This is a genomic window from Lacinutrix sp. MEBiC02595 (assembly GCF_053601555.1).
In genome coordinates, this window is the sequence record NZ_JBSHNU010000243.1 from 337,725 (window position 1) to 356,627 (window position 18,903).

At 32.2% G+C, this 18,903-nt stretch carries 15 protein-coding genes; 10 read left to right on the forward strand and 5 right to left on the reverse strand.

What is annotated here, in order from left to right; all coding sequences use genetic code 11:
• Positions 1–91: 91 nt before the first annotated feature.
• A complete protein-coding gene (lepA, locus tag ACVCZW_RS15130; RefSeq protein ID WP_452231162.1) occupies positions 92–1,888 on the forward strand; it encodes a translation elongation factor 4 in 1,797 nt (598 codons plus the stop codon).
• Positions 1,889–2,020: 132 nt separating this feature from the next.
• Here lepA and ACVCZW_RS15135 read toward each other — a convergent pair whose 3' ends face one another.
• Positions 2,021–3,886, reverse strand: coding sequence for a cation:proton antiporter (locus tag ACVCZW_RS15135; protein WP_452230527.1), 1,866 nt, complete (start codon positions 3,884–3,886; stop codon positions 2,021–2,023).
• 62 nt (positions 3,887–3,948) lie between these two features.
• Between ACVCZW_RS15135 and ACVCZW_RS15140 the strand changes: the two genes are divergently transcribed.
• The 9 genes from ACVCZW_RS15140 to ACVCZW_RS15180 all read left to right on the forward strand — a co-directional run bounded on the left by ACVCZW_RS15140 (position 3,949) and on the right by ACVCZW_RS15180 (position 15,481).
• Positions 3,949–4,857 (forward strand): universal stress protein, encoded by a 909-nt coding sequence (locus ACVCZW_RS15140; protein WP_452230528.1) that lies wholly within the window; start codon positions 3,949–3,951, stop codon positions 4,855–4,857.
• Positions 4,854–7,049 (forward strand): SulP family inorganic anion transporter, encoded by a 2,196-nt coding sequence (locus ACVCZW_RS15145; RefSeq protein WP_452230529.1) that lies wholly within the window; start codon positions 4,854–4,856, stop codon positions 7,047–7,049. The genes ACVCZW_RS15140 and ACVCZW_RS15145 overlap by 4 nt, the downstream gene beginning before the upstream one ends.
• A gap of 143 nt (positions 7,050–7,192) precedes the next feature.
• Complete coding sequence (locus ACVCZW_RS15150; RefSeq protein WP_452230530.1) at positions 7,193–8,050, forward strand: MBL fold metallo-hydrolase; 858 nt, start codon at positions 7,193–7,195, stop codon at positions 8,048–8,050.
• A 16-nt stretch (positions 8,051–8,066) separates the two neighbouring features.
• Positions 8,067–9,677, forward strand: coding sequence for a S8 family peptidase (locus tag ACVCZW_RS15155; protein WP_452232794.1), 1,611 nt, complete (start codon positions 8,067–8,069; stop codon positions 9,675–9,677).
• 62 nt (positions 9,678–9,739) lie between these two features.
• Positions 9,740–11,545, forward strand: a complete 1,806-nt coding sequence (locus ACVCZW_RS15160; protein WP_452232795.1) for a M1 family metallopeptidase — start codon at positions 9,740–9,742, stop codon at positions 11,543–11,545.
• Between the two features lie 148 nt (positions 11,546–11,693).
• Entirely contained in the window at positions 11,694–12,074 is a 381-nt protein-coding gene (locus tag ACVCZW_RS15165; RefSeq protein ID WP_452230533.1) for a ribonuclease P protein component, read from the forward strand.
• Positions 12,075–12,082: 8 nt separating this feature from the next.
• Positions 12,083–12,901, forward strand: coding sequence for a DUF4349 domain-containing protein (locus ACVCZW_RS15170; protein ID WP_452230534.1), 819 nt, complete (start codon positions 12,083–12,085; stop codon positions 12,899–12,901).
• Positions 12,902–12,906: 5 nt separating this feature from the next.
• Positions 12,907–14,541: a S41 family peptidase gene (locus tag ACVCZW_RS15175; RefSeq protein ID WP_452232796.1), complete on the forward strand. Its 1,635-nt coding sequence runs from the start codon at positions 12,907–12,909 to the stop codon at positions 14,539–14,541.
• Between the two features lie 64 nt (positions 14,542–14,605).
• Complete coding sequence (locus ACVCZW_RS15180) at positions 14,606–15,481, forward strand: OmpA family protein (RefSeq protein ID WP_452231163.1); 876 nt, start codon at positions 14,606–14,608, stop codon at positions 15,479–15,481.
• Here ACVCZW_RS15180 and ACVCZW_RS15185 read toward each other — a convergent pair.
• From ACVCZW_RS15185 to ACVCZW_RS15200, 4 genes are all read right to left on the reverse strand, one after another.
• Complete coding sequence (locus ACVCZW_RS15185) at positions 15,478–15,921, reverse strand: GNAT family N-acetyltransferase (protein WP_452230536.1); 444 nt, start codon at positions 15,919–15,921, stop codon at positions 15,478–15,480. The genes ACVCZW_RS15180 and ACVCZW_RS15185 overlap by 4 nt on opposite strands.
• A gap of 74 nt (positions 15,922–15,995) precedes the next feature.
• Positions 15,996–16,913: a cation diffusion facilitator family transporter gene (locus tag ACVCZW_RS15190; protein ID WP_452230537.1), complete on the reverse strand. Its 918-nt coding sequence runs from the start codon at positions 16,911–16,913 to the stop codon at positions 15,996–15,998.
• Position 16,914: 1 nt separating this feature from the next.
• Positions 16,915–17,349 (reverse strand): ribose 5-phosphate isomerase B, encoded by a 435-nt coding sequence (gene rpiB / locus ACVCZW_RS15195; RefSeq protein ID WP_452232797.1) that lies wholly within the window; start codon positions 17,347–17,349, stop codon positions 16,915–16,917.
• A 110-nt stretch (positions 17,350–17,459) separates the two neighbouring features.
• Positions 17,460–18,761 carry a T9SS type A sorting domain-containing protein gene (locus tag ACVCZW_RS15200; RefSeq protein ID WP_452232798.1) on the reverse strand — a complete coding sequence of 434 codons (1,302 nt, stop codon included), beginning with the start codon at positions 18,759–18,761 and terminating at the stop codon, positions 17,460–17,462.
• Between the last annotated feature and the right edge of the window lie 142 nt (positions 18,762–18,903).

Consider the following 18,903-nt stretch of genomic DNA (forward strand, 5'->3'; position numbering starts at 1 on the left):
ATTTATGGTTATTTTTCCTACAAAACAAAAGTGTGAAAAAGCGTAATAAATGCACTATATTTGCAAATCTTTTACAGCAGAGAATACGATTATGAAGCACATTAGAAATTTTTGCATTATTGCACATATTGATCACGGAAAAAGTACACTTGCCGATCGTTTACTCGATGCAACAGGTTCTGTTACTGCTCGTGAACAACAAGCGCAACTTTTAGATAGTATGGATTTAGAGCGCGAACGTGGAATTACCATCAAGTCGCATGCCATACAAATGGAATATACATACGAAGGACAAGAATACATATTAAACCTTATTGATACTCCTGGTCACGTAGATTTCTCTTACGAGGTTTCTCGATCTATTGCTGCCTGTGAAGGCGCTTTGCTAATTGTAGATGCCGCACAAAGTATTCAAGCACAAACCATTTCAAATTTATATTTAGCACTTGAGAATGATTTAGAAATTATTCCTGTACTGAACAAAGTAGATTTACCTAGTGCAAACCCTGAGGAAGTAACCGATGATATTGTAGATCTTTTAGGTTGTGATCCAGAAGACGTTATTCACGCAAGTGGAAAAACAGGTTTTGGTGTAGAGAATATTTTAAAAGCAATTATAGAGCGTATTCCTGCTCCCAAAGGAGATCCAGACGCACCTTTACAAGCCTTAATTTTTGATTCTGTTTACAATACATTTAGAGGTATTGAAACCTATTTTAGAGTTTTTAATGGCGAAATTAAAAAAGGACAAAAAATAAAATTTGTTGCTACAGATAAAGAATATAATGCCGATGAAGTTGGTACCTTAAAACTAACACAAGTTGCAAAACAAAGTGTAAAAACGGGGGATGTAGGTTATCTAATTACCGGTATTAAAACAGCAAAAGAAGTAAAAGTAGGAGATACAATTACTGATTTTGCAAACCCAACAACCAATATTGTAGAAGGTTTTGAAGATGTAAAACCAATGGTATTTGCAGGAATCTATCCGGTAGACACCGAAGATTACGAAGAGCTTAGAAACTCTATGGAAAAATTACAATTAAACGATGCTTCTTTAGTTTTTGCTCCAGAAAGTTCTGCGGCATTAGGTTTTGGTTTCCGTTGTGGATTCTTAGGAATGCTACACATGGAAATTATTCAAGAACGTTTAGAGCGTGAGTTTGATATGACGGTTATTACAACGGTTCCCAATGTATCTTACAACGCGTTTACAAACAAACATCCAGACAAACCGTTTATAGTAAATAACCCTTCCGATTTACCAGATCCTTCTACCGTAAATCGTGTGGAAGAACCTTTTATTAAAGCAACCATAATTACAAAATCGGACTTTGTTGGTAACGTGATGTCGCTTTGTATCGAAAAGCGTGGTATGATTATAAATCAAACGTATTTAACCTCTGTACGTGTGGAGTTAACTTTTGAAATGCCTTTGGCAGAAATTGTTTTCGATTTTTATGATCGTTTAAAAACAGTATCTAAAGGATATGCTTCTTTTGATTACCATCCAATTGGAATGAAAGTATCGAAACTAGTACGATTAGATGTTTTATTAAACGCACAACCAGTAGATGCACTTTCTGCACTTATACACGCAGATAATGCACATAATATTGGTAAGAAAATGTGTGAAAAACTGAAGGAATTAATTCCGAGACAACAATTTGATATTCCAATTCAAGCAGCAATTGGAGCAAAAATTATTGCTAGAGAAACAGTAAAAGCGTTACGTAAAGATGTAACTGCAAAATGTTATGGTGGAGATATTTCACGTAAACGTAAACTTTTAGAGAAACAAAAGAAAGGTAAAAAGCGTATGCGTCAAGTTGGTAATGTAGAAATACCACAAGAAGCATTTATGGCTGTTTTAAAGCTGAATGATTAAAGCTAAAACACAACCTTTTCTTTTATAAAATAAAAAATCCCTTTTTTCAAAGGGATTTTTTATGTCTAATTGGTAACGGTTAAATACCGCAAAAAGTGTTCAAAGTAGTTCTGTGTTTAGATCGATTTATGTTTAAGAAATGTTAACCTTCTCCGGAACTAATGCAATATTTTCCACATCAAAAGGTTTTCCTAAATACACCAATTGGCAATTTTCACCTATATCTTGTATTTCTGTATTATAAGAAGATATAATATGCAATTCGCCATCATCATCTTTAAAGAATAAAGGAATGATGTTTTTGTTACTATTTGTAATTTCTATTAAGTTTTTATAGTGCTCTTTATTTTCAATATCGATTTCTTGAATAGAAGGAAAGTTCTTTGCAACGGTAACTAAATTGTTATAATCGTCTGTATGACTAAATAAGCCTTCTTTCGGGTTGTTATTACCATCATTCATTTCCTCTTGCGTTACTAATCTAAACGAGCCATTTTCTCCAAATTCTTTGCTAAACTTATCGATAGCATATTTGTTAATCTCTGTGTTTCCTGTTAATGCCATTAAGTATCCAACATCATTCAGTTCTATATTATCCATTAAAGAATCGGAATAAATATTAGTGCTTATCGCTTCTAAACCGAGTTCTTTTGCTTTATTAATATTGTTTTGATTACTATCAATTAACACGACATGTCTTCCGTGAGATTCTAAATAATGTCCTAATAATCTAGAAACTCTAGCAGCACCAACAATTAAAATTCCATCCGATTTTGTTAAAAAAACACCAACTAGTTTTGCAAACAAACGTGCTGTTGTTGCATTTAGTAAAACGGTTCCAAGTACAATCATAAAAACCAAAGGTGTAATATACTCTGCTCCGGGAACACCTTCTTTTGCTAGTTTTAATCCGAATAAAGACGCAATACCAGCAGCTACAATTCCGCGAGGACCAACCCAACTAATAAATAATTTTTCATTCGTTTTTAACGTAGAACCTCTAGTGCTTAAAAACACACCAATAGGTCTTATAATAAATACCACAACAGCAAATAGTACTGCTGTATTCCAATTATAAATTAAATATAAATCGGTCATATTAATATTTGCAGCGAGTAATATGAAAAGAATAGAAATTAGCAAAACGCTTAAAGATTCTTTAAAATAAAGAAGTTCCTTTAAGTACGGCGAATTCGAGTTTCCTAGAACCATTCCCATGACCACAACCGCTAATAAACCTGATTCATGTGCAAAAGTATCGGCTAATACAAAAACCCCTAAAACAGCAGCTAATGCAAATACATTTAACAGGTAATGTGGCACCCATTTTTTATTGATGATAAAATTTAATGCGTGTGCAAAGGTAAATCCGAAGGTAAATCCGAAAAGAACAATTTTTCCAAATTCAATAAATGCTGTTTTGGTGAATTCTCCACCACCTTCTACGGTAATAAATTCAAAAACCAATACCGCAACCAAGGCTCCAATTGGGTCGATAAGAATGCCTTCCCATTTTAAAACTGCCGAAACATCTTTCTTTAATGGTATGTTTCTTAAAATTGGTGTAATTACAGTTGGTCCCGTAACTATTATTAATCCCGAAAACAAGAAACATAATTCCCAACTCAAGTAAAAGATATAATGTGCTGCAACTGCTGCCCCAAAGAAAGTAACTAAAGATCCTATGGTTATCAATTTAGTAATAACAGGTCCGACGTTTTTAATTTCGTTAGTTTTAAGCGTTAAACCTCCTTCAAAAAGGATAATACTAATCGCTAACGACACAAAGTAGAATAAGCTTTCACCAGGAAATAAGCCTTCTTCTCCATTCCAAATAGGTTCAATCCATTTGGTACCATCTTGAGATAAAAATTCTGCAGCAATTGGCCCTACCAATAAACCGATAAGAATTAAAGGTAAAATGGCTGGTATTTTAAATTTCCAAGCAACCCATTGCGCCAATATTCCTAAAATAATAATTCCAGCTAATTCTAACATCTACGTTTTTTTTGCGTGAAAATACTAAATAATTACAATTATAATGGATATCTATTTACAATATGAGTTTAGAGTTTTTAAAAAAATACTATCTTTCAAGTCCTAAAACGAATGAAAATATAGTGTTATTAAAACCTTTTCATACTATTGGAATTGGCGTCACCTTTTCCCCAAATTTAAAAGCTAATGTTTTTGAAGCATCTCGTTTAGCGCTAATTTTTCAAAGTAAACTAACGCTTATTCATGTTGGCGCGGAGTCTTCAGAAAAAATTAAGAAATTTAAAAACCTCTTGGAACCTTTTGTTTCGCAGTCTTTAACGTATGATATTGTTTTTAAAACGGGAGATCCTGTAGATGTTATTTTATCTGTTGCTGAAGAAAAAAAAATAGACCTTCTAATTTTGGGCGCTTTAAAACAAGAAAACTTTTTAAAATATTATGTAGGTTCTATTGCTAGAAAAATAACACGTCAGGCAAAATGTTCTGTATTGTTGCTTATCAAGCCTTCCATAGAAAGAATGCCTTGTAACCACGTCGTTGTAAATGGTTTAAAGGATCCAAAAACGGAAAACACGATTGCTTCCGCTTTTTATGTTGCCAACCGTTTAGGTTCTGAAAAAATTACGATAGTTGAAGAAATTACGCAAGACAAAATAACGGTTAAGGTAGATGATGACAAGTCTTTAAGAAAAGCCAACATTGTAAAAGAACGTTTAAAACTACGTGAAACTGCTAGAGTAAATAGTATTATAAAAAATATACCGGTAGATCATACCAAAGACATTGTTATAAAATCACAACCCATTTTTGGAACCAAAGGATATTCTATTGGTCATTATGCACAAATTGCTAGAGCAGATTTGTTGATTATGAATGCGCCAAGTAAAATGACTTTTTGGGATCGATTATTTCCGCACGATATAGAACATATTTTAACCGAATTACCAACAGACGTACTCATCATTCAATGATAAAAAAAGAAAAGAAAATAATGTCTTTTTTTAAAGCATTACCAAAAAACATTTTTTCTGGTTTTGTGGTAAGTCTTATTGCTTTACCATTAGGTTTAGGTTTAGCAATGGCTAGTGATGCGCCACCAATTTCAGGAATAATCGCAGCCGTTGTAGGTGGGCTGCTTGTTTCTATATTAGGAGGAAGTAATGTTACTATTACTGGTCCTGGCAACGGTTTGGTTGGTGTACTTTTAGTAGCGATTACCACCTTAGGTTTAGAAAGTGCATACGCCGCTATTATATGCTCTGGTGTCTTTTTACTGGTTCTAGGTTTTTTACGTTTAGGTAAACTGGCAGATTTCTTTCCCTCTTCTGCAATTCAAGGGATGCTTGCTGCTATCGGACTCATTATTCTTGGCAAGCAATTTCATATTATGCTAGCGCATAAAATTAAACGTGATGATACTATAGATTACTTATTAGAAATACCGGTTACCATAAATGATGCTATACATTATGATAAAACTGGGCTTATTTTTGCTGCTTTAGCTGGAGTACTAAGCCTTATTATAATGGCCTTTTACGGAAAAATTAGAAATAAATATTTTCAACTCATTCCTGCTCCCATGTGGATCGTTATTTTGTCTATTGGCTTTAGTTATTATTTTGAATTGGTTGCACTTGAAAACAATCCTATTGCTTCAGAATACATGATTTCTGGTATTCCTTCCTTTCAAGAAATCATTTCACAATTACCAACGGTTAACTTTAGTAAAATAGGAAGTCTGCCATTTTGGTCTAGTGTTTTAGCATTAACGCTTATTTCTAGTATCGAATCCCTTTTAAGTATTAAAGCGGTAGATAAATTAGATCCAGAAAAAAGACGATCTAATGTGAATAGAGATTTAAAAGCGCTAGGTTTAGCAACTATTGGTTCTGGTTTTCTTGGTGGTTTAAACGTGGTAACTGTAATAGCAAGAAGCTCTGTAAACGTTAATAACGGTGGTACTAACCGTTCTTCTAACTTTTTTCATGCTACTTTTTTAGTAATATTCATTCTTCTTTTTAGCACACAGTTAACCAGAATACCGCTGCCTGCTTTAATGGCTATTTTAGTATATACCGGTTACAAATTAGCTTCGCCAGAAAACATTAAGAAAATATTTTCTATTGGTAGAGAGCAACTAATCATCTTTTTTGTAACGCTTATTTTAACACTTAAAGTTGGCTTAATAACAGGAATTCTTTCTGGTGTTTTAGTCACCTTTTTAATACATATATTTATCAATAAAAGTTTTTCTTTATTCGCAAGAAACGTATTAAAACCGAATGTTTTAATGTATAAAGAGGAAGATAGCGCAGGTAATTATTACGTAAGTGTAAAGCATTTTTGCAGCTTCTTAAATTATTACCGATTAAAAGAAAAACTAAATGCAGTTCCTGAAAACCAAGATATTATTGTAGACTTTTCACTTTGTGATTTTGTAGATCATACGGTTATGGAAAACTTGAATAACTATCAAGAACTTTTTTCAAAAAGAGGAGGCCATTTTGAAGTTGTAGGTTTAGATCTTCACGATACCGATTCTAAGCACCCATTTGCATTAAGACGTTTACTTCCTGTGCCAAATGTTATTAAAAAAAGTTTAACAAAAAGACAAACGAGTATTGAAACTTTAGCCGAAGATTATGCGCTAAGTTATGTGTCTAAAAAAGAAAAAAATGTTTCCTATTTAGATCATTTTCTGTTTTTTAAAACAAAGCATGTCAATCATATAAACAACCAACTTTGTTCTAAAAACAAAGAATTAACCATGTTTGATATCGAATTTTCTGAAGGAGAATTTATAGCAAAAGAAGTCGTTAGATCGACCATGCTTCATATCCAATTAGATACCAACATTCCGGAGTTTACTTTAGATAGAGAAGGCTTTCTTGAAAAAGTATATGCTTTTGCTGGTTTTAAGGATATTCCTATTCAAGATCATGACGATTTTTCAAAACGATTTTATCTGCTTGGCGAAGACGAACAAGCAATTAAACAGTATTTTAATGATGACATTACCCATTTTTTTGAAAGCAATCCTTATTATCACGTGGAATCTAACGGAAAAGCATTGCTCGTTTTTAGTAAAGAAAGACACGCAAGTATCAAAGAAATTAAAGCCCTTTTCGATTTTGGTAAACGTTTAAAACAAGTTATTTCTTAATAAATTCTTAACGTTTTATAAATAACGATTCCTATTTAGTAATTTGCATACTTATGGAAACATCCATAACTAAAATTGGATACCCAAGAATAATGTTTAATGGATGCTACATGTGACCATTGAAAAACAATAAACATAAACACATGAAACTATATCCTATAAATTCCGGAAATTTTAAGCTAGATGGTGGTGCCATGTTTGGTGTTGTTCCAAAATCTTTATGGACCAGAACCAATCCTGCAGATGCCAACAATATGATTGATATTGCAGCACGCTGTTTATTAATTGAAGACGGAAATCGCCTAATTCTCATTGATACAGGAATGGGAAACAAGCAAAGTGAAAAATTTTACGGTTACTACCACCTTTGGGGAAATGACTCTATTGACAAATCCTTAAAATCTCATGGTTTTCATCGTGATGATATTACAGATGTTTTTATGACGCATTTACACTTTGACCATTGTGGCGGAAGTGTACAATGGAATAAATACAAAACAGGTTATGAGCCTGCTTTTAAAAATGCGCATTTTTGGAGTAATCAAGACCATTGGAAATGGGCAACACAGCCTAATAAAAGAGAGGTCGCTTCCTTTTTAAAAGAAAATATTCTTCCTATGGAAGAAAGTGGTCAACTAAAATTTACTGCACTTCCGCAAAAAGAAATTCTAAAAAATTCTGCTTTAGGTTTTGATATCTTTTTCGCTAACGGTCATACCGACAAACAAATGATTCCTATGATTCAGTATAAAGGAAAAACCATTTGTTTTATGGCAGATTTATTACCTACCGTTGGTCATTTACCAATTCCGTTTGTAATGGGTTATGACACGAGACCTTTATTGACTTTAGACGAAAAAGAAAATTTCCTCAATTTAGCGGCAGATAATAATTATTACCTATTTTTGGAACACGATGCAAACAACGAAATTATTACAGTAAAACATACAGAAAAAGGAGTACGACTAGACAGCCTTTTTACCTGTAATGATATATTTTAAAAACTAAAACCTAATTATGAAAATTATTAAACCTTTTTTACTAGTAGGAAGCTTAGCGCTTGTTTTAACTAGCTGTGGTGGTGGAGCAGAAATTTTATCTACACCTCTTGAAAACATTGATACTGTTTCTTTAAAAGAAGCAGACTTAACCGAAAACGAAAAAAATAACTGGAGTCATTTGGATCTTGTAAAAGATACTATTCCAGGAATGAGCGTAGATAAAGCGTACGCTGAAATTATAAAAGGAAAATCTGGAAAAACAGTAATTGTTGCTGTTATAGATTCTGGAATTGATATTAATCATGAAGATTTAAATGGTGTAATTTGGACGAATACTAAAGAAATTGCTGGAAACGGAATTGATGATGATAAAAACGGTTATATAGATGATATCCATGGTTGGAATTTTCTAGGTGATGGTTATGATGAGCAATTAGAAATGACAAGAATAGTGGCAAAAGGAGATACAAGTGTGCCTCATTTTGCGGATGCTAAAGCTGGTTTAGAAGAAGGAATTGCAGGAATGGTTCCAACAAAAACACGTTATGAACAAATTTATGCGTCATTAGTAGAAGCAGATAAAGATTTTACTGCACATTTTAAAACTGCTGATTACACAAGTGATCAAGTTAAAAATTTAGAAACTACAGACGAAAAGTTAACAGAACACAAAGGTGTTGCTGCACAAATGGTAGGTTTTGGTTTACCAAGTATACAAGTAGCTAAAAAAGAATTAAAAGGTGCCTTAGACGGTTTAGTAGGAAGATTAAACACCAACTATAACGTAGACTTTAAAGGAAGAAAAACTGGTGATAATCCAGATGACTTTAACGATAAACCTGGTTATGGAAATGCAAATGTTTTACCTATTGCAGATGACGAAATTCATGGAACGCACGTTACTGGAATTATAGCAGCAGTACGCAACAATGGTAAAGGAGCAAATGGTGTTGCTAATAATGTTAAAATCATGAGTATTCGTGCCGTACCTAATGGGGATGAGTATGATAAAGATGTAGCAAAAGCAATTCGTTATGCAGTAGATAATGGAGCAAAAGTTATTAACGGAAGTTTTGGTAAAAGCTTTTCTCCACATAGTGACTGGGTAAGAGATGCTATTAAATATGCTAGTGATAATAATGTTGTTTTTGTACACGCTGCAGGAAACGATGGCAAAAATGTAGATACGGAAGCTAATTTTCCAGATGATAACGTAAACTATGTAGAAATTAGTAACACTTACATTCGTGTTGGTTCATTAGCATCTAAATATGGTTCTTCTATGGTTTCTGGTTTTTCTAATTACGGAAATAAAAACGTAGATGTTTTTGCTCCAGGATCTCAAATCTATTCTACATTCCCAAATAATGAATATAAAGCGATAAGCGGAACGTCTATGGCTTCTCCTGCTGTTGCTGGTGTTGCTGCTTTAATTTGGTCTCAATATCCAAAATTAACTGCTGCACAAGTAAAACAAATCATTATGGATTCTGGTTTACCGATTAATCAAAAAGTAGTTGTTGGTGGAGACGCTAGTGACGTAAGAGATTTTGGTACCTTATCCAAATCCGGAAAAATGGTAAATGTATATAACGCCTTAATTATGGCACAGCAATTATCTAAATAATACAAACTAACAAAAAAGGCATCAAGATAATTGATGCCTTTTTTATTTAATAATTTATACAGATGAAAAAATTATTTCTTGTCGCACTTGGTATCTCACTTGTTTCTTGTGGTTCTACTAATTCTGTTTCTTCCATACCAGAAACACCAACGACTCCAACAACTTCTATTACGCAATCCACATATTGGCAACAACATGTAGATTACAAAATGGATATTGATATGGATGTAAACAACTTTCAATACCAAGGGAAACAAAACTTAGTATATACCAACAACTCTCCAGATGTTTTAACCAAAGTATACTATCATTTATTCTTTAATGCATTTCAACCAGGAAGTGAAATGGATGTACGTTCCCGTACCATTACAGATCCAGATCCTCGTGTAGGAGACCGAATTAGTAAATTAAGTCCAAATGAAATTGGATATATTAAGGTTTCTTCCTTAAAACAAAACGGAACATCTTTAAGTTATGAAACCGTTGGTACCGTTTTAGAAGTAGATTTAGCTAAACCAATTCAACCAGGAGAAAAAGTAACTTTCGATATGATTTTTAACGCACAAGTTCCTGCGCAAATCCGTCGTTCTGGAAGAAATAATAAAGAAGGAGTTGCCTTATCCATGACACAATGGTATCCTAAACTTGCAGAATATGATTTTGAAGGTTGGCATGCAGATCCTTATATAGGAAGAGAATTTCACGGTGTTTGGGGAGATTTCAATGTAAATCTAACTATCGATAAAGATTATGTAGTTGGTGGAACAGGTTATTTACAAGGAAATCCAGAAGTAAACGGAAACAAAAAAACACTTCGTTTTAAAGCACCTAATGTGCATGATTTTACTTGGGCAGCAGATCCAGATTACATTCATGACACCATGCAAGTACCTAATGGACCATTGCTAAATTTCTATTACAAAAAAGATTTACCAGCAGAAAACCTTAAATTTTGGAAAGAATTTCAACCTAAAATCGTTGAATTGATGCAATATTTTTCAGAAAACATTGGTAAATACCCTTATGATCAATACTCTATTATTCAAGGTGGAGATGGAGGAATGGAATATGCTATGTCTACTTTAATTACTGGAAAACGTAGCTTTGGTAGCCTTATTGGCGTAACAGCTCACGAAATGGCACATGCATGGTTTCAGTTTTTATTGGCAACAAACGAGTCTAAACACGAATGGATGGATGAAGGTTTTACAAGCTATATTAGCGATCACGCTATGAACACTGTAATGAATAGCAATAAAGAAAACCCAACTTCTGGAGCATATAGAAGTTATTTAGGTTTAGCAACATCTGGTAAAGAACAACCTTTAAGTACACATGCAGATCGCTACAACTATAACAGAGCCTATAGCGCTTCTGCTTATAGTAAAGGAGAGGTTTTTATGGCACAATTAGGTTATGTTATTGGAGAAGAAAATTTAAAAAAGACCATTAAAAAATACTTTAATGATTTTGCTTTCAAACACCCAAGACCAATAGATATTATTCGTTCTGCAGAAAAAATTTCTGGATTAGAACTGGATTGGTATTTAATCGATTTTACGCAAACTACAAATACTATAGATTACGCGGTAAACACTATTGAAGGAAACAAAGTAACCTTAGAAAGAATTGGTGTCATGCCAATGCCTTTAGACGTTACCCTAACGTATGTAGATGGTACCACCGAAGACATTTACATTCCGTTACAAATGATGCGTGGCGAAAAACCAACCACTGCTACTATTAAAGCAGATTGGGCTTGGGCGTATCCAACCTATACTTTTGAAGGTACTAAAGCAATAAGCAGCGTACAAATAGATCCTAAAGAAATGATGGCTGACATTAATAAAGAAAACAACAAGAAATAAAGAATACCTTTACTTCTTTTATAAAACCACTTGATATCGCTTCAGGTGGTTTTTTTATTACGTGTATTTCGTCTTTTTGTTTTTAAACGAAAATGAGATGCATTCATTTTATTCCCTTTTATTACCTTTGACTCATAAAATAGCATACTTGAAATTTACTTATAACAAATCCGAAAAACTGAAAAGCGAAAAGCTGATCACCAAACTTTTTACGGAAGGAGACTCGGTCTCGGCATATCCTTTACGTCTTGTGTATTTAGAAACAACCTTTTTGGAAGCGGTTCCTCTTAAAACAGGAGTTTCGGTTCCTAAACGGAATTTTAAAAAAGCCGTAGATAGAATTAGAATCAAACGTGTAATGCGAGAAGCTTACCGACTTAATAAACACATGGTTTTTAACAACATTACAACATCCTTTGCGTTTATGATTTTGTATGTTGGTAAAGAAAAACCAACCTACGCCATATTAGAAACGGCAACCAAAAAGATGTTTGACAAGTTTTTGATTAAAATCGCCGAAAACAAATAACATATAAAATGAAATTTCTAACTGCTCTATTAATTCTCGCGCTTCCTTTAGCTTGTTCTAATTCTAATAGCAGTAAAGAAACTTCTTATGGTAGTTTTCCTGTGGTTGACGAAATGGTTTTTGAAACATGGGCAAACACACAAGTAGCCGTTTCACTTTCAAAGGAAAACATAGAACAAAAGGTTATCAAAGAATCTTTTCTACGTTTTGAAACCCAAGATTTAGAAAAAACATATCAGGAAATATTTAGCTTCGTAAATCAGAATAAAGGTTTTATTCAAGAGGATAATTCTAGTACATCGTATAACACAATCACACGAAGTTTAATTATTAGAATGCCATCTAATGGTTTTCAAAAAACAATAGATTCGATAAGTAATCAGGTTGCTTATTTTGATTCGAAACGGATTTCTTCCAAAGACGTAACCGAAGATTTTATAGACCTTGAAGCGCGTTTACAAGCCAAAAGAACCCTAGAAACTAGATATCTAGAATTACTTTCCAAAGCAAAAAATGTAAAAGAAATTTTAGAAATAGAACGCGAACTTTCAGTCCTTAGAGAAGAAATAGAATCGAAACAAGGCCGATTAAAATACTTACAAAGCCGCGTATCCTTAAGTACTATAAACATTGACTTCTACAAAGAAACAGCAGAAAGCGGTGTAACCATTTCGTATGGAACAAAAATGGCTAACGCTATTAAATCCGGATTTAATGGTATATCTTTATTTTTTCTAGGCGTATTACATATATGGCCTTTTATACTTATTTTAGGTTTCGCTATATTTTTCTTTAAAAGATGGCTTACTAAGAAAAACAAACAATAATGCAGATGAAAACAAGACTTATAAAGAGAATACTGATTCCAATATTTGCAGCAACGATACTTTTTACAGGATCTGCTTTTAAAAATGATTTTTTTGAAATCGCTAAACAGATTGAAATTTTCACAACCTTGTTTAAAGAGATCAACATGAATTATGTGGATGAAACCAATCCAGGAGATTTAATGGATGCTGCCATAAAAAGCATGCTTTCTAATTTAGATCCGTATACCCGTTTTTACAACGAGCAAGATGTAGAAGCAGAACGTATTAAACGTACAGGAGATTACACAGGAATTGGTGCTAACGTTAGAACTTTAAAAGATAAGTTAATCATTATTGAGCCGTATAAAGATTATCCTGCAGACAAAGCTGGTTTAAAAGCTGGAGACGAAATAATTAAAATTAACAACGTATCTATTGCAGACTATAAAGAGGAAGCTGGAAACTTATTAAAAGGAGCTGCAAATTCATCGGTTTCTGTTACTTATGTACGTCAAGGAAAAGAAAATACAGCGTCTATTATGCGCTCTGAAATAGAAATTAATGCGGTGCCTCACTTTTCTATGATAGATGCTAAAACAGGCTATATTGTGCTGAGTAAGTTTAATACCAAAACAACTACGCAAACCGCTTATGCTTTAAAAGATTTAAAAACGCAAGGAGCAGAACGTATTATTCTAGATTTAAGAAACAATCCTGGAGGATTACTTCGTGAAGCGATAAGTATTGTAAACCTTTTTGTACCTAAAGGACAATTGGTAGTTACTACAAAATCGAAGGTGAAAAAATACAATAAAACGTACTATACAAAATCAGAACCTGTAGATACCGAAATTCCATTAGTGGTTTTAATAAACGGTTCTAGCGCCTCTGCTAGTGAGATTGTTTCTGGTTCTTTACAAGATTTAGACCGAGCGGTAATTGTAGGTTCTAGAAGTTTTGGTAAAGGCTTAGTGCAACGACCTAAAAGCCTAACGTATGGTACACAATTAAAGGTTACTATTTCAAGATATTACACGCCTTCCGGACGTTGTATACAGGCATTAGATTATTGGAATCGCGATGACGAAGGAAATGCTGTGCGTGTAAAACAAGAAAATTATCATGCCTTTAAAACGAAAAACGGTAGAAAGGTTTTTGATGGTGGCGGTGTTTTTCCAGATGAAGATTTAGCGATCACTAAAAGCTCACCAATAACGAAAGCTATTAGTAGTAATTTCTTAATTTTTGATTTTGCTACCGATTATTATTACAAAAATAATATAGAAGATATTAATAGTTTCTTATTGAAAGATGGAGACTTCTCCGACTTTAAAAACTTTTTAAGTTCTAATAATTTTAATTTTGAAACGGAAACAGAAAAATCTTTATCTGAAGTTTTAATACAAGCAGAAAAAGAAGCGTTGGATGATGATATTCAAAAAGATTACAACACGTTGTTAGCTAATTTAAACAAATCTAAAAATAAGGCTATTGACGAAAGTAAAGAGCAGATTCTTGGGTTGATAACCGACGAAATTGTAAAACGTCATAGCTACAGAGAAGGTTTATATGAATACTATAAAACACACAATCTAGAAATTAAAAAAGCTACCGAAATTTTAGCAAACCCTTCTAAATATGCGAGTTATTTAAAATAAATATAAAACGTGTATATTTAAAATCTAGATTTTTTCTGAAAGCGATCAGAAACGTTACACTATGATAAAAAAAATAATTACATATCTATTCCTTTTCATAGGTTCTTTTTGTGTCTTAGCACAAGAAAAATTAACACACGAAGTCTATTTTGAAACCGATGATTACCATGTTTTATCTACCGAAGAAAATAGATTATTATTATTTATTTCTGGTTTAGATGGCATTGATATTGAAAAGATTTCCATCTATGGTTTTTGTGATGATAGAGGAAGTGCCCACTACAATTTAACCTTATCACAAAACAGAGCAAACGCTATTAAAACCGTTTTTTCTAATAATGAATTAGACGAATCTCTAATTAGTAATGTAGATGGAAAAGGCGAAGTTTTACTAAAAATTATAAAGGAAGATCAAGTAGATAAAATACGAGGTTTAAACCGAAAAGTAGAAATTATAGTAACAAAACAAGTACCAAAAGCGAAAGAAGAAATTGTTGTAGAAACCGCTAAAGACAGTATTCCTAGAGCTAAAAATCAAAAAACGACACAAGATATTGCCAATCACAATGTAAAGGAAGGAGATAAGATTAGATTAGAAAATATTTACTTTAAAACAGGTTATGCTACGCTTGCAAAAGACTCTAAAGGTACCTTAGAAGAGATTGCGAATATATTGTTAGCAGAAGATAATATTTACTTTTCTATTGAAGGGCATGTCTGTTGCACACAAAACTCTAGAGATGCAGTAAATAGGAAAACAAATCAGCGTAATTTATCGTTAGCTCGCGCAAAATTTATTTACGATTATCTTATTAAAAAAGGAGTAAGTAAAAGACGCATGCGTTTTATTGGCATGCGTAGAAAATTTCCACTTGGTGGCGATCCTAAATTTGATAGACGCGTAGAAATTTTAATTACACATGTTGCCGAAAAACGCTAGTTTTTCAGCATTGCAATGTGTGGTATTCCATCTTCAAGGTACTCTGCTCCTATTTCATGAAACCCTAAATTATTATAGAATTTTTTTAAGTAGCATTGTGCAGAAATCTTAATAATAGTTTGGTCATAAGTCGTTTTAACAGCAGCTATAGAAGCTTCCATAATAGTATAACCATATTTATGTTTTCTTTCATTTTCTGACACTACTACTCTACCAATACTAGCTTCATCAAAGTATAATCCTGGTTTAAAAATACGCGTATATGCAACTATTTTATCGTCTTTAAAACCTATCACATGTAGTGCATTCTGGTCTTTTCCGTCTATATCTTGATACACACAATCCTGTTCTACTACAAAAACTTGGGATCGTAATTGCAATATTTCGTATAACTCTTGTGTGTTAAGTTCTTTAAAGGTTTTGGTTATAATTTTTAACATGGTTTTATATTATTTTCTGGAGCTGGATTGCTTCTCTAATTAAATGAGATTCTTTTTTTTAAGGAATAGATACATTAATCTTGTACAATTACTTCTTTAGGATCTTCTTTATTAAACTCTGGTTGAATGGTGACATGGTTAATATTAAACTGGTCATGTAATACCTTTTCAATATCTATAAGTAAATCATTAAAAGCAGTTGTAGAAATATCTTCTGTTAAGTCTAAATGTGCTTCTAAATGTAGTTCGTGATCACTTAAATTCCAGATATGTACGTGATGTATTTTATTGACTTTAGGTAGTTTATTAACAGCTCTTACTACCTCTTTTATATTAATATCGTCTGGTGTAAATAGCATTAACATTCGAGTGGATGTTTTTAATAAATCATAGCCCACCCAAATTAAATACAAAGCAATTAATAAAGTTAGTAAACTATCTACCCAAAATAATTGGAAATATTTCATTAACAATCCTCCTATTAATACGGCTACACTAGCCAACATATCTGTAAATAAATGCAGATAAGCAGAACGCATATTTATATTATTTTTAGCCTCTTTTTTAAGTAGTAAAACGCTAAATCCGTTACCTAAAATTGCTATAATAGATAACCATATTACTAAATTTGATTCTATTTCTTGCGGATTATTAAAACGTTTAACCGCTTCTATAATTAATAAAATAGCCACAATAACTAAGGTGGAAGCGTTAATAAAAGCAGCAAGAATTTCGGCACGTTTATAACCAAAAGTTCTATGTATAGATGCTTTTCTTTTAGATAATTTTGCTGCTATATAACTTACTATTAATGATATAACATCACTAAAATTATGTAATGCATCACTTAATAAAGATAGACTTCCAGAAATTAAACCTCCTATAACTTGTGCTACAGTAATTATTATATTTAAAAATATAGTAATTAACAGCTTTTGCCCTTTTAGATCTTTTGTATCCTGCGCATGGTTATGTGAGTGTACATGACTCATTTTAACAATTCACAGGAATTTTATTTACTCTATTTTGGTGACGACCTCCTTCAAATTTAGTTTCTAAAAAAGTATCTACCATTTCAATAGCTTGTTGTAATGCTGTGTACCTTGCAGGAATACTTAAAATATTAGCATCATTATGCTGTCTTGCTAGTGCGGTAATTTCTTTGGTCCAACATAATGCAGAACGAATACCTTGATGTTTATTTGCTGTCATGTTTGCACCATTACCGCTTCCGCAAATAATAATACCAAAATCTGCTTTTTTGTTTTCTACATCATTTGCTACAGGATGCACGAAATCAGGATAATCTACGCTATCATTACTATCTGTTCCGTAGTTTTTTATTGTAATTCCTTTTGCTTCTAAATGCTTAATTATAGCAAATTTATAATCTGTTCCTGCGTGATCGTTTCCGATAGAAATGTTCATTTTTTTAAGTATTAAAGTTGGTTGTTTTTAACACTATAAAGGTACTAAAATAAAAAAGCCTTGTTATAAAATGAAACAAGACTTTTAAAAAATTTATGTCGTTATTATATTTACTTTTTCAATATCTTTTTTACACTTTTTCCTTGATCGGTGTTTATTAAAGCAAAATAATATCCTGAGCTTAAATACGATAAATCTATAGCAGTTTCTGTAGTTGTTAACAACTGCTTTCCTTGTAGGTCTACTATAGTAATTCCCTTTAAAATTTGGTTGTTTTTTAAACCAATATGCAAGTTATTAACCACTGGATTTGGGTACATACTAATAGTATTTAATTGATTTTCATTAGTACTTAAAGTTTGACAATCATTACTAAAAACCACAGAAGAATAATTAATATTTGTCCAATTAGCAGTAGAAAACACTTCATCATCTACATTAGCACAATCTATATTTACATTATATAGACTAAAACTAGTAATATTAGTATTGTTTCCGTTTCTTAAATCTACGCTACCAATAGTAGAATTATTAAAACCAACAGAAGTTAAATTGGTACTATTAGAAAGATCTAGATGGTTAACGGAAACACCTTCTAAATAGAAACTCTCTATGTCTATTAAATTACTTGTGTCTAAATTTGTTAATGTAATCCTACCATCGGAAATAATAGTATTAACTTTAGTACAATTAGTTAAATCTATAGCATTTAAACTACTATTCCACCTAAAACTTAATCTTTCTAAATTGATACAATTGGTTACATTTAATTCTTGCAGATTAGCATCAAATACACCAAAATTTATTAATGCTGGTTTATTACTTAAATCTAAACTACGAATACTGGTTTCGTCAATATTAATACCACTTAAAGAAGTACAACCAGTAACATTTAGAGTACTTAAATAGGATTCATCTGCATTAATAGATCTTAAAGAAGTTAAACCTTGAAGATCTAAGTGGCGTATAGTACATTTATACATGTTTATAGATTCAAGAGAAGTACACGTGCTTAAATCTAAAGTATCTAAAGAAGTAAGTTTAATATTTAGATCTACTAATCCTGTACAACCAGTAACATTTAATGTTTGTAAACCAGTATTTATGGATAGATCTAATTCTTGTAAAGCTGTTAAACCACTTACATCAAGCGCTGTAATATCAGATGTTTTTAAATAGGTTAATGCAGTAAAATCTCGAATCCCTGTAATATCGGATATCGTATATGGAATATCTAAGCTATTAACAATTGCTATATCACTTGTTAATACTTGTCCGTCATGGATTCCTTCGCTGTCCATCCCTTGATCTATTAGATATTGTTCAAAAGCAGAGTTTGGAATTAATGTGTATTGCGCATTTATTTGGTGAATACATACAATACTAAATAAAAGAATGTAAATTTTTTTCATGAGTTAATAGTTTAAATTAGACGTAATTTATTTTCCGCTGTACAGCGAAAACTATTAACAGGTATTATAAAATATAGAGAGAATTGTAAATATATAAAAAATATTTAAAATACTGATATATGGATAGTTATGTTTTATAATA